Origin of the sequence: Streptomyces sp. NPDC001868 (assembly GCF_040297125.1) — a bacterium.
Classification (GTDB): Bacteria; Actinomycetota; Actinomycetes; order Streptomycetales; family Streptomycetaceae; genus Streptomyces.
This window is the reverse complement of sequence record NZ_JBEOYO010000019.1, coordinates 114,802-129,389: the sequence shown is the minus strand read 5'-3', so window position 1 is coordinate 129,389 and position 14,588 is coordinate 114,802. Positions and strand designations below refer to the sequence as shown.

The window sequence follows — 14,588 nt, the reverse complement described above, 5'->3', positions numbered from 1 at the left end:
CCCCGGTCCTTCGGACTCCCGGTCCTTCTGACTGCTCCGGACCCTTCCCTGGCACGACGAGACCCCTGGAGGGCTCACACTCATGTCCGTTTTCGCCGACCTTGTCGCGCACCTCGCCGATCTGCTCCAGCCGCTGTTCCACGCCTCGGCGACGGCCGTCGCGATCGTCCTGTTCACGGCGCTCGTACGACTGCTCGTGCACCCCCTGTCCCGGGCGGCGGCGCGGGGGCAGCGGGCGCGGATCGCGCTGCAGCCGCAGATCGCGGAGCTGCGGAAGAAGCACGCGAAGAACCCGGAGAAGCTGCAGAAGGCCATGCTGGAGCTGCACACCAAGGAGAAGGTGTCGCCGCTGTCCGGCTGCCTGCCCAGCCTCTGCCAGCTGCCCGCCTTCTTCCTCCTCTACCACCTGTTCTCCAACACCACGATCGGCGGCGAGTCCAACGCCCTCCTCACCCACAAGCTCTTCGCGGCCCCGCTCGGCGACCGCTGGCACGACGCGCTGGCCGAGGGCGGGATGTTCGGGCCGCAGGGGATCGTCTACGTGGGGTTGTTCGTGATCGTCGCGGCGGTCGCGGCCTTCAACTTCCGGCGTACGAAGCTGATGATGGCGGCGGGTACGGCCGGGCTGCCGGCCGCGTCGGACGAGCAGCTGCCCGGCATGGCCGCGAGCATGGGGGCCGTCAGCAAGTTCATGCCGTTCATGTCCTTCTTCACGCTGGTCAGCGTGGCGGTGGTGCCGCTGGCCGCCGCGCTGTACGTGGTGACCAGTACGACGTGGAGTGCGGTGGAGCGGGCGGCGCTGTATCCCCTGCCGTCGGCCGGGGGTGCCCCGGGCGCGTCGGCGGCGCCCGCCACCACCCAGTAGGGGCCGGGTGCCGGGGCCGCGGCGGGTGCGGTCCAGTCCGTGAACCGGGTCTTGCGGAGTGGACCGTGACCTTGGACGATCGACCAGTCCTCCGATGGCTGCACCCATCGGTCGGGCGGCGGACGATCGAGGGAGATGGCCACATGAAGCTGCTGCGAGTCGGTACGGCGGGTGCGGAGCGGCCCGCGCTGCTCGACGCCGAGGGGGTCCTGCGGGACCTGTCGGGGATCGTGCCGGACATCGACGGCGCGCTGCTCTCGGACGAGGCGGCGCTCGGGCGGGTGCGGGAGGCGGCCGAGGGCGGTTCGCTGCCCGTCCTGGACGCGACCGGACTGCGGATCGGGCCGCCGCTCGCCCGGATCGGCAAGATCGTCTGCATCGGGCTCAACTACCACGACCACGCCCGCGAGACCGGGGCCGAGCCGCCCGCCGAGCCGGTGATCTTCTTCAAGGCGGCGGACACGGTGGTCGGGCCCCACGACACGGTGCTGGTGCCGCGCGGGTCGACGAAGACCGACTGGGAGGTCGAGCTCGCGGTCGTCATCGGGCGTACGGCCCGGTACGTCGAGTCGCGCGAGGCTGCGCTGGAGCATGTCGCCGGGTATGCCGTGTCGCACGACGTGTCCGAGCGGGAGTTCCAGTTGGAGCGCGGGGGGACGTGGGACAAGGGGAAGAACTGCGAGACGTTCAATCCCTTGGGGCCGTGGCTGGTGACCGCGGACGAGGTTCCCGATCCGCAGAAGCTGGGGCTTCGGTTGTGGGTCAACGGGGCGTTGAAGCAGGACGGGACGACCGGGGAGCAGATCTTCGCGGTGAGTGAAGTCGTGCGGTATGTCAGTCAGTTCATGACGCTGTACCCCGGGGATGTCATCAATACGGGGACGCCGGCGGGGGTGGCGTTGGGGGAGCCTGAGCCTAAGCCGTTCCTTCGGGCCGGGGATGTTGTGGAGCTGGAGATTGAGGGGCTGGGGCGGCAGCGGCAGGAGTTTGCGAGCGCGTAAGGGGCGGGGGGCTGCGGTTGGTTGGCGGGTGCGGGTTCGTTGTGGCTTGTCGCGCAGTTCCCCGCGCCCCTGAAAGAAGCGCAGTTCCCCGCGCCCCTAAAGGAAGCGCGGTTCCCCGCGCCTCTGAAAGAAGCGCGGTTCCCCGAGCCTCTGAGAGAAGCGCAGTTCCCCGCGCCCCTAAAGAAGCGCGGTTCCCCGCGCCCCTCAGGTGGCCGGTGGTTACTGGGCGCCCTGGAAGCGCTCCAGGGCCTCCACCACCAAGGCGTGGTCCTCCAGTTGGGGCAGGCCCGAGACCGTTACCGTGCCGATGATTCCGGCGCCCATGACTGTCACCGGGAACGAGCCGCCGTGGGCCGCGAAGGTATCCGGGTCCAGGCGGGAGGAGTCCTCGAAGGTCGTGCCCTTGGCTCGGAAGCGGGCGCCGACCAGGTAGGAGGAGGCGCCGTAGCGTTCCACGACCCGGCGTTTGCGGTCGATCCAGGCGTCGTTGTCCGGGGTCGAGCCGGGGAGGGCGGCGTGGAAGAGCTGTTGGCTGCCGCGGCGGATGTCGATGGCGACGGGGGCATGGCGTTCGCGGGCCAGCTCCACCAGGAGCGAGCCGAGCGCCCAGGCGTCGTCGTGGGTGAACTGGTCGAAGACCAGGCGGAGTTCCTGGGCCTCCAGTTCCTCGATGGTCGGGGTCCCGGTCATGACAGCTTCACCGCCACGCCCTCGCGCGCCGACTTCCGCGCGGCTTCCAGTACGTCCAGCGCGGCGGCGGCCTCGTACGCGGTGACCGGGTTGTCGCCGGTGCCGTGCAGGGCGGCGGCCACGGCCGTGTAGTACGCGGGGTAGTCGCCGGGGAGGGTCGGGACGGGGGTGCCGCCGTCGGTCAGGGGGGAGTCGCCGGCGCCCACGCGGCCCCAGAGGTCCTCGGGCTCCTGGCCCCAGGCGGTGCCGGGGGTCGGGCGCTCGCCGTCGCGGAGGGCCGCCTCCTGGGGGTCGAGGCCGTACTTGACGTAGCCCGCCTCGGAGCCCAGCACCCGGAAGCGGGGGCCGAGTTGGGGGGTGACGGCGGAGGCGTAGAAGTGGGAGCGGACGCCGTTCGCGTGCGTCACGGCGATGAAGGTGTCGTCGTCCGTCTCGGCGCCGGGGCGGCGCAGGTCGGACTCGGCGTACACGAGGGTGGCGGGGCCGAAGAGGGTGAGGGCCTGGTCGACGACGTGGCTGCCCAGGTCGTAGAGGAGACCTCCGATCTCTGCCGGGTCGCCGGACTCGCGCCAGCCGCCCTTGAGTTGGGGGCGCCAGCGTTCGAAGCGGGACTCGAAGCGGCGGATCTCGCCCAGCTCGCCGTCGGCGAGGAGCTTGCGGAGGGTCAGGAAGTCGTTGTCCCAGCGGCGGTTCTGGAAGACGGAGAGGAACAGGCCGCGGGAGTCCGCGAGGGCGGCCAGCTCGCGCGCCTCGGCCGCCGTACCGGCGACGGGCTTGTCGACGACGACCGCGAGGCCCGCCTCCAGGGCGGCGGTGGCCACGGGGACGTGCGTCTTGTTCGGGGAGGCGATGACGACCAGGTCCAGTTCGTCCGCCCGGGCCCACAGCTCGTCGGGCGTGGCCGCGAACCGCACCTCCGGGAACTCGGCGCGGGCCTGCGCCCGCCGCTCGGGGTTCGAGGTGACGACCGTGTCGAGGGTCAGGCCCTCGGTCGCGGCGATCAGCGGGGCGTGGAAGACGGAGCCGGCGAGGCCGTAGCCGACGAGGGCGACGCGAAGGGTCCTACCCGTGGTGGTACCTGTGCTGGTGCCTGTCATGTCGTCCACTTAAGCAACGCTGTTGCCAAAGTGCAAGCGCGAGGGACAATGGGGGTGTGAACGGCAACCGGAACGGCAGCGGCAACGGCGGCGGCAACGGCGGCGGCAATGGGAGCGGCGGCAGCGGGCGTATCGCCGGAGTGACCGGCGTGAATCTGCTCGCCCTGCGCAGCCACAACGGGGCGCTGGTGCTGGATCTGCTGCGGATCGCCGGGGTGGCCGGGATAAGCCGGCTGGAGCTGGCCGACCGTACGGGGCTCACCCCGCAGGCGGTCAGCAAGATCACCGCCCGGCTGCGGGCGGACGGGCTCGTGACCGAGGCGGGGTACCGGGCGTCCACCGGAGGCAAGCCGCGCACCGTCCTGCGGCTCGTGCCCGACGCCGGGCACGCGGTCGGCCTCCACCTCGACCGAGACGAGCTGACGGCCGTGCTCTGCGATCTGACCGGCACGGTGGTCGCGGAGCGGCGGGTGCCGCTGTATCTGGGGGCCGGGGCGGACGCCGTGATCGAGGGTGCGGCGCGGGAGGTCGAGGCGCTGCTGGCCGAGGTGCGGGAGGGGCGGGTCGCGGCGGCGGGGGGCCGGGGGACCGATGAGTACGGCTCCCCTCTCCTTCCTGTGCTCGGTGTCGGGGTCGCTCTGCCCGGTCCGCTCGATCATCTGCATGGCGTGCTGCACCGGGTCACCGGGTTTCCGGAGTGGGACGGGTTTCCGCTGCGGGCGGCGCTGGCGCGGCGGCTGGGGATGCCGGTGGTGGTGGACAAGGACACCAACGCGGCGGCGCTCGGGCTCGCGGCGGTGGCGGGGGCGCACGGGTCCTTCGCCTATCTGCACCTCGGTACGGGGCTGGGGGCGGGGCTCGTGATCGACGGGGCGGTGCACCGGGGGGCGCGGACCCGGGCCGGTGAGTTCGGGCATCAGGTGGTGCAGCTGGACGGGCCGATGTGCGAGTGCGGGAACCGGGGGTGTGTGGAGGCGCTGTGTCTCGCGGCGGTGGCCCGGGGGGATGTGGACGAGGCGGCGCGGGTGTTGGGGACGGGGGCCGCGAATCTGGTGGGGCTGCTGGATATCGAGCTGGTGTTGCTCGGTGGGCGCACGGTTGAGGAGCGGCCCGACGCGTTTGTGCGGGGGGTGGGGTTCGTGTTGGACGAGTGGGCTCGGCGGCAGGGGGAGGATCCGGCCGTGCCGGTGCGGGTGGCCGGGGGTGGGGCGTCCGGGGTTGCGGAGGGGGCGGCGCAGTTGTTGTTGGCGCCGTTGTTCGGGCGTGAGGATGGGTGACGGGGGGTGCGGTGAGGTGGGGTGCGGCGGGGTGTGGTGCGGCGAGGTGCGGTGCGGTGCGGTGCGCTGGGGCGCCGTGGGGGTGGGGTGCGTTGGCGGGTGCGGGTTCGTTGTGGCTTGTCGCGCAGTTCCCCGCGCCCCTGAATGGACCGGCGTGCTCCTGCTCGGTGTCTAAGAAGTAGCCCCCGTGGACAGCCTCCGCTCCGCTGATCGGGCGGGATCCGGGCCCTATCCCGTGAGCCCAAGGCGTGGCGCGGCTGTCTGTCGTAGGCAGATGGCATGGTCATGTGTTCATGCGACTGTGTACGTGTCTGACCCTTGCCCTCGCCACCGCAGCCGCTCTTGTCAGTGGTCCCGCGGCGGCGCTCGGTAGGGGCCCCGCCCCCGTGGCCCCTCTCGCGGTCGTGGACGGCCGTCGGCCCACCTGTGTCGGTGCCGATCGTGGCGACTTCCCCATCCGGACCCGTATCCGCGGCGGGCCCGCCACCTATGTCGCCGGTGGCGGCTTCCACACCTGGGCGTTGGAGCTGACCAACACCACCTCCCGGACCTGCGGGAACATCCACCCGGTGGTCGTACTGGCCGACGGTGCGCGTGCGTTGAAGCGGACGCAGCCGCAGCTGGAGTTCTACGAGGACGCCGACAGCACCACCTCCAGGCCGGTGACCTTCGAGCGCACCGACTCCGACGAGCTGGTCGGTGTCCTCGGCGGGGACGGGGCCGGCGGCGGTACGGGCTTCACCGTGCCGCCCGGCCGCACCCTCACCGTCAGGGTCCGCCTCTCCCTCACCTCCGACGCGGCCGTACCGAACGACGTCGTGGCGAACGCGGCCGTCGTCGAGCGGCGCGGCGACGACAGCGAGTGGGTGGGGGAGTCGAACGACTACCGCTTCCGGATCACCGACGGGGAGGAGAGGGAGGAGGGGGGCGCGCCAGAGGAGAAGGAGAAGGGGAAGGGGAAGGAAGGGGAAGTGGGTGGCCCGGACGGCGGTGGGGCGGCGAAAGAGGGCGGCGGTGGCGCACGGGACGAGTCGCGGCCGTACGCCCAGGAGCTGGCCGCTTCGGGGATGCGCGAGGCGCTGCCGTATGTGACCGGGCTTCTGCTGCTGTCCGCCGGTGGGCTGCTGGTGGCGGCGGTCCGCAGACGGGCTGCCGGGTGACCTGACGGGAGCCGCCCCCTCACGTGCTCGCTGACCTGATGAGGGCGGTCTCAGCGGCCAAGATCGGCCTCCTCTTTTCGGCCAGGCCTCACTAGGGTGGGGCGAACCCGGACGTACGGATGTACGGACGTACGGCAGGAATCGACAGAGGTCGGTAGGAGATCGCACATGGCAGAGCGCAAGCCCATCGAGTCGTGGCTCACCGACATGGACGGTGTGCTCATCCACGAGGGCGTGCCGATCCCCGGCGCCGAGGCCTTCATAAAGAAGCTCCGCGAGTCCGGGCGCCCCTTCCTGGTGCTCACCAACAACTCGATCTACACGGCACGTGACCTGCACGCCCGCCTCGCCCGTATGGGCCTGGACGTGCCCGTGGAGAACATCTGGACCTCCGCCCTGGCGACCGCCCAGTTCCTGGACGACCAGCGGCCCGGCGGCACGGCGTACGTCATCGGCGAGGCGGGGCTGACGACCGCGCTGCACGACATCGGGTACGTCCTCACCGACCACCAGCCCGACTACGTCGTCCTCGGCGAGACCCGCACCTACTCCTTCGAGGCCATGACGAAGGCGGTACGGCTGATCAACGACGGCGCCCGGTTCATCGCCACCAACCCGGACGAGACCGGCCCCTCCACCGAGGGCCCGCTGCCCGCGACCGGGGCCGTGGCCGCGCTGATCACCAAGGCCACCGGGCAGAAGCCGTACTTCGCCGGCAAGCCGAACCCGCTGATGATGCGCACCGGCCTGAACGCGATCGGCGCGCACTCCGAGACCAGCGCGATGATCGGCGACCGGATGGACACGGACGTCCTCGCGGGCATCGAGGCCGGGATGGAGACCTTCCTCGTCCTCACCGGTCTGACGACCCCCGCGCAGATCGAGAAGTTCCCCTACCGCCCGTCGAAGGTCGTGAACTCGATCGCGGACCTCGTCGACCGCATCTGAACCCGCTCGACCACATCTGCATCCGCCCGACCACATGTGAACCCGCCCGATCGCATTGAAGCGCCCGGTCCGGGACGCCTCGGACCTCGGATAAACCCCCGGACACCCGTCGGACACCCGTACGGAGCAGTCGCGGCCCCTCCCCGGATGCGCACCGGCCTCCGGCGCGGGAGTCTCAGGTGTCTGGAGGTTCACCATGGGCTCATTGCGAGTCACTCTCTGTGCCGGGGTGGCGGTGGCGGCGGCGTTGACCGTGTCGGCGCCCTCGGTCCACGCGGCCGAGTCGGGGAACGTCTCGGGACGCGTCTCGGTGGTGCCGGTCTCGCCGGCGCCCGGCAGCGACATCCAGGTGCGGGCCGAGGGCTGCGGCGGGAACTCCGGAACGGCCGCCTCGAAGGCCTTCGTCGCGGACGCGCTGCTCACCCCGCTCGGCGGCGGAAGCCTCGGCACGCTCGCCGGGGAGACCCGCGTACGGTCCTCGCTCGCACCCGGCGCCTACGACGTGCGGATCACCTGCGACGGCAGGGAGGACAAGGTCACGGGGACGATCAAGGTCGGCGACGGGACGCCCGAGTCATCAGGCGCGAAGCCCTCGGCCGCGAAGTCATCGGCCACCGAACCGTCGGCCGCCAAGGCGCCCTCCGCCTCCCCGTCCCCCTCGTCCCCCGCCTCCCCGGTCGCCCCCGTGCGCGCGGGCGGTGGTGGAGCGGCGGAGCGGCTCGTGGCGGCCGGTCCGGTGGATGCGCGGGGCTCGGCCGATCCGGCCAACTCCATGGACGACGCCCGACACACCGGCCCTGGCACCCGCCACGCGGTGGTCGGACTGGTCCTCGCCGGGGTCGCGGCCGCGGCGGTCGTGGCGCGGAGCGCGCGCCGTGGCCGTGGCCGCGGTACGGAGTAGGGGGCGCCTTGTCCAGACGGGACTACTCCGACGACGGCAGCGGCAGCGGTAACGGGAGCGGGAGTGTGATCGGGAGCGTGGCCGGGAACAGGTCCGGCGGCGGAACGGGTCGTATCGTCACCGGGGTCGGCTGGGCCGCGCTGCTGCTCGCTCTGTGGCTGTGGGGCCGCGAGGTCACCGACGTACGGCCCGGCGGGTCCGCGCCGACCACCGGTGACGTGGCGGCCGTCGGGCGGCCCGCGGAGGCCGAACTGCCGCCCGCCGCCGAGCCGTTGAGAGGTGCGCGGCCCCAGCGGCTGGACATCCCCTCGATGGGCGTGCAGGCGCCGGTCGTGGCGCGTGGCCTCGACCGGGACGGGGCGATCGAACCGCCCTCCCACGGTCAGCCGGGCGTCGTCGGCTGGTACGCGGGCGGTGCGCGGCCGGGGGCGACGGGCGCCGCGCTGTTCGTCGGGCACGTCGACACCGAGGCCCGGCCCGCCGTCTTCTACAAGCTGAGCGCGCTGCGCGTCGGCGAGAAGATCCGGGTCGCCCGCAGCGACGGCCGGATCGCCGAGTTCACCGTGGACGACGTCCAGGTCATCGGCCGCGACGACTTCGACGCCCGACAGGCCTACGGCGTACGGCAGTCGGGGCGCGCCGAACTCCGACTCGTCACCTGCGGCGGCACCTTCGACAAGGCGAGCCGCAGCTACACGGCGAACGTCGTGGTCTCCGCGTACCTGAGCGGAACGGCCCCCTGACGCACTCCACTCCACCCCACCCCACTCCACTCCATCCCACCTGGCCCGGTCGGCGACTCGCTCCCCCCGGAGCCGCCGACCGGGCTGGTCCTCGACCGTGCGCGCTCGGGCTGCGGGAGTAGCCCGGCGTGACACGGGAGGTCTTGGAAATCGGAGCGCAACTCGGAAGCGTGCGGGAGCACTTGGAAGCACTTGGAGGCGCTCGACGCATTCGAGGCGTTCGGGGCACCCAGGGCTTCCGGAGGGCGTGACAGGCGCCGGGGGCCCGGAGCCGGGGGCGTTCGACTGCGACTCTAGAGCGTGCGGGCGTCACCGGCTAGAGGCTGTTTGACGCCAAGTCGACAAGCCGTGGCTCTATGTCATCAGCACAGGTGAGGGCGGCGAGTGCCAGCCGCTTCTCGGTCAAGGCCGTGACGACCTCGTGGGTGAGGCGGGACTTATGTCAGGATTGGGGCTTACGACACGGTGCACCCAAGGGGGAGTTGGATGTACGGCAGTAGGGGGGCCGGGGTTCGGGCGTCCGTGGGGGTGATGGGGGCGGCGTTATTGCTCGCCGGCTGTTCCGGGGGAGACAGCGGTGACGGTGACGGTGAGAAGGGCCGGGCCTCCGGTTCCGGAATCACCCAACAGCCGAGCGGCACCGACCCGTTCTGGGTCAATCCGGAGGGGAACGCGGCGGCGCAGGTCGCCGCCTATGAGAAGGCCGGCAAGGACAAGGACGCCAAGCTGATCCGCAGGATCGCCGAGCAGCCGACCGGCGAGTGGATCGGCCCGGAGAACCCGGAGCAGGAGGCCAAGGGCTTCACCGAGGCCGCGGAGAAGGCCGACCGGGACGCCGTCCTCGTCCTCTACAACATCCCGCACCGCGACTGCGGCCAGTACTCCGGCGGCGGCGCGGCAGACGGCGACGCGTACCGGGCGTGGATCGACGGCGTGGCCCGGGGCATCGGGGACCGGGCGGCCACGGTCGTCCTGGAGCCCGACGCGGTGCTCCACGTGGTGGACGGCTGCACCCCGGAGGAGTTCCACGAGGAGCGGTACGACCTGCTCAAGGGCGCGATCGAGAAGCTCGGCGCGCTGAAGAACACGAAGGTGTATCTGGACGCGGGCAACGCGGGCTGGGGGGACCCCGAGGAGATCTACGACCCCCTCAAGTGGGCCGGCGTCGAACAGGCCGACGGGTTCGCCGTCAACGTCTCGAACTTCTACACCACCGACGACTCCATCGAGTACGGCAGACAGCTCTCCGCGAAGATCGGCGACAAGCCGTTCGTCATCGACACCAGCCGCAATGGCAACGGTCCCTGGACCGAGGGGGACGAGAGCGAGCGCTGGTGCAATCCGCCGGGGCGGGCGTTGGGGGAGACTCCGACGACGAAGACGGGGGATGAGCTGGTGGACGCGTATCTGTGGGTGAAGCGGCCGGGAGAGTCCGACGGGGAGTGCAAGGGGGGGCCCAAGGCGGGGGAGTGGTGGCCGGAGTACGCGCTGGACTTGGCCGAGGCGTCTGACTGAGGCCGGGGCGCCTAATGGGGTGAGGGTGCGGGGAGTTGGGCGGCTGCGGGTCCGGTGGGGGCTGGTCGCGCAGTTCCCCGCGCCCCTAAAAGATCAGGCCCCTGCGGGCCTGATAGACCACGGCCGCCGAGTGCTTGAAGCCGACGGGGCTGCGGGTTGAAAAGCACGGGGCGCAGCCCCTGCTTTTCAGGGGCGCGGGGAACTGCGCGACCAGCCCCCACGCACCCGCACCCGAGAACGACCCCCCCCTCGCACCCGACAACGCCCCCCGGCCCCGCCCCTACGGCACCTTCACCCACCGCGCGACGCTCGGCGTCCCCGCGTCGTCCGTCACGAAGAGCATGTACCACCCCGACTGCACCAGATTCCGGTTCTTCGGGACGGTCACGGTGAGCCGGTCCCCCGTCACCTCGAAGTCCACCTCGATGGACTTCTGGTCCACGTCCGTGACATGCGTCGACGCACTCGGCCGGATCAACCGCGCCGCCTTGATCGACGAACCGTGCCGCGTCCCGAAGGTCGCCTCCCCGCCGCGCGCCACCGTTTTCGGCCCACCCGTCAGCGTCGGCCGGGCGTCCTGGAACAGATACGGCGGCGTATAGATCTCGATCCGCTGCTCGAACTCCCCCGGCTTGGTGTTGGCCTTGTCGGCGTACAGGGAGTCCGAGCCGAAGAAGACGACCCGCCCGTCCGGCAGCAGGATCGACCCGGAGTGGTAGTTCCGGCCCACCAACGGGTCGGCCACCCGCCGCAGTTCACCCGTCTTCGCGTCGTACAGCCGCGCCTCCAGGATGTTGGAGTCGCCGCGCCCGCGATAGTCCTCCGAGCCGCCGGAGATGAGGACGGTGTCGTCGGGCAGGATCGAGGCCTGCGGATATCGCGTGCCCTTCGCCATCTCCGGCCCGTCCACGAACCTCGGCTTGTCGGCCAGCAGATCGATCAGCCGGGTCTTCTCGCTGGACCGCTCCGACTCACCGACCCCGCCGCCCCCGATGACCATGTACTTCTCGTCCTGCGCCGGAGGCAGCAGCACGGTCCCGGCGGTCTCCAGCAGCTTGCTGTCGCTCATGCCGGGGACCTTGGTGAACTTGTTGGTCTTCAGGTCCCAGATCCCAGGATCGCGCCCGATGTCGTCCGGCCCGTACCCCGCGTTCGCGCCCGAGTAGAACAGCTTGCCGTTCTGCATCAGGGAGATCGCCGGGTAGGTCGGGAACTGCTGCTCGTCCTTCGTGTACGTCCACTTCTTCGTCGCGGGGTCGTAGATCTCGTTCTTGCCCGGGACCAGCTGACCGATCTCGTCGAGCCCGGACAGCGACAGGACCGTACCGTCGGTGAGAGTGGTCAGCGTCGGGTACCAGCGCGCCTCGTTCATCGGGTCGACCTTGATGTACTTCTCGGCGACCGGGTCGAACTCGTAGGCGTCCTTGATCCCTTGGAAGTCCTTCTTGTCGAGGGCGAGCTTCTGCGCGATGCCGTACGTGTTCCGCGCGTCCTCGCCCGTGAGGCCGACGACCTTGTAGTTGTCCTCCGTCCCCGTCTCGTACTTCTTGCCGCGCCGCTCGGCCTCGACATAGGCGCGCGCGATGCCCGGCTTGTTGCCGGTGAACTTGCCGGTGTCCGGATCGAAGGTCTTGACGGCCTTCTTGAGCTCGACGGTGTCCTTGAGGACGAACGTCTTGCCGTTCGCCTTGCCGACGAACCTGGTTCCCGCCTTGATCCTCATCTTCTTGTCGGGGTTCTCGTTGTGGATGATCATCAGGCCGCCGGCCTTGGTGACATCGCCCTTCAGCTTCTCGTAGCGCTTGGTGCCGCCGGCGATCAGCAGATTGCCGTTGGAGAGCTGGGTGTGCCCCGTGCAGAACAGGTCGGCCGGGGTCGGCACACGCTTGATCGTCTGCTTGACCGGGTCCCAGACGCGGGTGTCGAACTTCTTCTTGTCGAAATTGTCGGCGTCGTTGCCGGAGCCCGCGATCAACAGGATCTTGCCGGTGTGCAGCAGCGCGGCGTGGATCGTGTTCTGCCGGTACTCCTCCGGGAACTCCACGATCTTCCACTGCCCGTTGTCGGCCTTGTACTCGGGTCTGTCGATCTTGTAGGCGTGGTACTTCTCGGTGCTGAAGCGGTACACCCACGGCCCGTTCATCCCGGCGAGCGCGAGGACCACCGCCGCGCCGATCGCGAGGCGACGGGCGCGGCGGCGGCCTGCACGGTCCTTCATTCCTTACGTCCCCCAAGTCCGCCCAGGGCGATCTGCATGGTCTGGTCGCTACCCCCGCTGCCCGACCCGGACGCCGCCCAGCTCGGCTTGTGCTGCGGAGCGTGAGGTGCGTGTGGGGCGTGCGGTGCGTGGGGCGGCGCGAAGGGCGCCGGAGCCGCCTCGGGCGGCGCCACCATGGAACCCTGCAGTTCGGCCGCGGCGGCGGCCTTCTTCCTGTCCTGCCGCAGCATGTAGCGCCAGGCGACGATGGGAAGGGCGGTGATCGCCATGGCGAAGATCGCCCAGATGATCATCGCGGGGTGCGAGTTGCCGAAGACGAAACCGGCGGCGATCGAGCCACCGAAGATGAGGATGAAGTACCAGTGGTAGCGGAAGGTGCCGAACCACCGGTCGGGGCTCGCCGAGTCGCCCTTGGGCGTGACCACGAACTTGCTCTTGCGGCGCAGCGCCGAGTCGATCAGTGCCTTCGCGTAGAGCGGCGCGGACAGCGCGGACATCACCATGCCGGCCACTCCGCCGGAACCCTCCGGCTCGTGCGGGGAGACGTTGTGCCGGCGGTTCCAGACGTACAGGCCTATCTGGAGCGCCGAGGCGTTGCCGTAGAGCATCAGCCACACGGTCGGATCGATGTTCACACCCGAGGCGCCCAGGCCCAGGAACAGGGCGCAACTCAGCGCCGCCAGGATCCAGTTGAGGGCGGACATCGGGTAGAAGATGATCATCATGGTGTAGTTGAAGAGCTTGCTCGGCGGCAGTGAGTACCAGCCCTTCCAGTACTGCTTGAGGATCGTCTCGTACGTGCCGCGCGACCAGCGCATCTGCTGGGTGAAGAAGTCCGTCCAGGCGCTGGGCCCCTCACCCACCGCGAGCACGTCCGGTGTGTACACCGAGCGCCACTTCTTGCCCGTCGCCGGGTTCTTGTGGCGGTGGATCTCGAAGCCGGTCGCCATGTCCTCGGTGATCGAGTCGTACAGCCCGCCGATCTGCTTGAGCGCCCTGATCCGTACGGCGTTGGAGGTGCCGACGAACATGGGGGAGCCGTACTTGTTGCCGGCGCGCTGGATCAGCGCGTGGAACAGGAACTGCTGGGACTCGGCCGCCTTGGTGACGAAGTTGTCGTAATTGCCGTACACCTGGGGGCCGATGACGAAGCCGATGTTCGGGTCGCGGAAGAAACCGAGCATCCGCTCCAGGTAGTTGGGCAGCGGGATGTGGTCGGTGTCGACCGAGGCGAAGAAGTCGTAGTCGTCGCCGTGCGCGTCCAGCCAGGCGTTGTAGTTGCCGTGCTTGGTCTTGGCGCGGTGCGGGCCCTTCGGCTGGTTCCACTTCGCGATGCCCTTGCGGGAGAAGTGGTGCACGCCCAGGCGCGCGCAGACCGCCTTCACATCCGCGTCGTCGCCCTCGTCGAGGAGCCAGACGTGCAGAAGCCCGCGGTGGCGGAGCTTGACCGCGGCCTCCAGGGTCTTCGTCACCATCTCCAGCGGCTCCTTGCCGGGCACGAAGGAGGTGAGGAAGGCGACTCTGGTGCCGGTCTCGGGCACCACCGGGATCGGGTCGCGGGCGACCAGGGTGGCGTGCGCGTTCGACAGGACGTTCATACAGCGGAAGAACTCGATCAGGCCGATCGAGACCAGCATGACCATGTCGAGGGCGGGCAGGAACTCGTACTCGACGTAGTCGCGCTTGGTCCAGTGCTCCTGCTGCAGCAGCCAGCCGAGCAGGACCAGGGAGAGCAGGGGTGCGGCCGCCAGCATCAGGGCGACCCGCAGCCGGTGCGGTTCCTGGGAGATCAGCGAGCGGTACTGCACCGTGTAGGGCTTGGTCGGATCGGGCTGGGTCAGTGGACCGGCGAGCCGGCTGTAGTGCTCGTAGTCGTATCTGGGAAGCGTCTTCTTGAGCCTGCGAAAGGCTCCGGTCCGATGCGACGGCACCTTGAGCCGTGTCGTATCGGACGGGTCGTGGTTATGCCGTGCGCCCGTCGGCGTCGACGTCATGAGTCATTCCCCCCGCACACACATCGAGTGTGTGTTCGTCGGTATTCCGTCCGATTGGGTCCCCCTCGACCCTTACGGACGCATCAGTGGGTCATCGTCACCATGTGATCTACACCATGGAGACACGGGACGACGACCATCCGGTTGCATTGATGCCCCCTCGGCATCTTTTGTGCCTG

The 14,588-nt window shown here is 70.1% G+C and carries 12 protein-coding genes; 8 read left to right on the top strand and 4 right to left on the bottom strand.

What is annotated here, in order from left to right:
- The first annotated feature begins 82 nt into the window (after positions 1 to 82).
- Both ABT147_RS23105 and ABT147_RS23100 read left to right on the top strand, forming a co-directional pair.
- Entirely contained in the window at positions 83 to 865 is a 783-nt protein-coding gene (locus ABT147_RS23105; RefSeq protein ID WP_351409062.1) for a YidC/Oxa1 family membrane protein insertase, read from the top strand.
- Positions 866 to 1,008: 143 nt separating this feature from the next.
- The gene (locus ABT147_RS23100; protein WP_351409060.1) at positions 1,009 to 1,866 is read left to right on the top strand and encodes a fumarylacetoacetate hydrolase family protein; all 858 of its coding nucleotides are present in this window, start codon (positions 1,009 to 1,011) and stop codon (positions 1,864 to 1,866) included.
- A gap of 219 nt (positions 1,867 to 2,085) precedes the next feature.
- Here the strand turns inward: ABT147_RS23100 and ABT147_RS23095 are convergent, their stop codons facing one another.
- Together ABT147_RS23095 and ABT147_RS23090 are read right to left on the bottom strand one after the other, a co-directional pair.
- A complete protein-coding gene (locus ABT147_RS23095; protein WP_351409058.1) occupies positions 2,086 to 2,556 on the bottom strand; it encodes a heme-degrading domain-containing protein in 471 nt (156 codons plus the stop codon).
- A complete protein-coding gene (locus ABT147_RS23090) occupies positions 2,553 to 3,653 on the bottom strand; it encodes a Gfo/Idh/MocA family protein (RefSeq protein WP_351409153.1) in 1,101 nt (366 codons plus the stop codon). The genes ABT147_RS23095 and ABT147_RS23090 overlap by 4 nt, the downstream gene beginning before the upstream one ends.
- 56 nt (positions 3,654 to 3,709) lie before the next feature.
- Between ABT147_RS23090 and ABT147_RS23085 the strand changes: the two genes are divergently transcribed.
- The 6 genes from ABT147_RS23085 (at position 3,710) to ABT147_RS23060 (ending at position 10,197) form a co-directional block, all read left to right on the top strand.
- Positions 3,710 to 4,930, top strand: coding sequence for an ROK family transcriptional regulator (locus tag ABT147_RS23085; RefSeq protein ID WP_351409056.1), 1,221 nt, complete (start codon positions 3,710 to 3,712; stop codon positions 4,928 to 4,930).
- A gap of 293 nt (positions 4,931 to 5,223) precedes the next feature.
- The gene (locus ABT147_RS23080; protein ID WP_351409054.1) at positions 5,224 to 6,090 is read left to right on the top strand and encodes a cell wall protein; all 867 of its coding nucleotides are present in this window, start codon (positions 5,224 to 5,226) and stop codon (positions 6,088 to 6,090) included.
- 168 nt (positions 6,091 to 6,258) lie between these two features.
- On the top strand, positions 6,259 to 7,038 hold the full coding sequence (locus tag ABT147_RS23075) for an HAD-IIA family hydrolase (RefSeq protein ID WP_351409052.1): 780 nt from the start codon (positions 6,259 to 6,261) through the stop codon (positions 7,036 to 7,038).
- A gap of 196 nt (positions 7,039 to 7,234) precedes the next feature.
- Positions 7,235 to 7,939 (top strand): hypothetical protein, encoded by a 705-nt coding sequence (locus tag ABT147_RS23070; RefSeq protein ID WP_351409050.1) that lies wholly within the window; start codon positions 7,235 to 7,237, stop codon positions 7,937 to 7,939.
- A gap of 65 nt (positions 7,940 to 8,004) precedes the next feature.
- The gene (locus ABT147_RS23065; RefSeq protein WP_502983137.1) at positions 8,005 to 8,682 is read left to right on the top strand and encodes a class F sortase; all 678 of its coding nucleotides are present in this window, start codon (positions 8,005 to 8,007) and stop codon (positions 8,680 to 8,682) included.
- Positions 8,683 to 9,168: 486 nt separating this feature from the next.
- Complete coding sequence (locus tag ABT147_RS23060) at positions 9,169 to 10,197, top strand: glycoside hydrolase family 6 protein (protein WP_351409045.1); 1,029 nt, start codon at positions 9,169 to 9,171, stop codon at positions 10,195 to 10,197.
- A 280-nt stretch (positions 10,198 to 10,477) separates the two neighbouring features.
- Here ABT147_RS23060 and glxA read toward each other — a convergent pair whose 3' ends face one another.
- Positions 10,478 to 12,415 carry a radical copper oxidase GlxA gene (glxA, locus tag ABT147_RS23055; protein ID WP_351409044.1) on the bottom strand — a complete coding sequence of 646 codons (1,938 nt, stop codon included), beginning with the start codon at positions 12,413 to 12,415 and terminating at the stop codon, positions 10,478 to 10,480.
- Complete coding sequence (locus ABT147_RS23050) at positions 12,412 to 14,409, bottom strand: glycosyltransferase family 2 protein (RefSeq protein ID WP_351409042.1); 1,998 nt, start codon at positions 14,407 to 14,409, stop codon at positions 12,412 to 12,414. Before ABT147_RS23050 ends, glxA begins: the two co-directional genes overlap by 4 nt.
- Between the last annotated feature and the right edge of the window lie 179 nt (positions 14,410 to 14,588).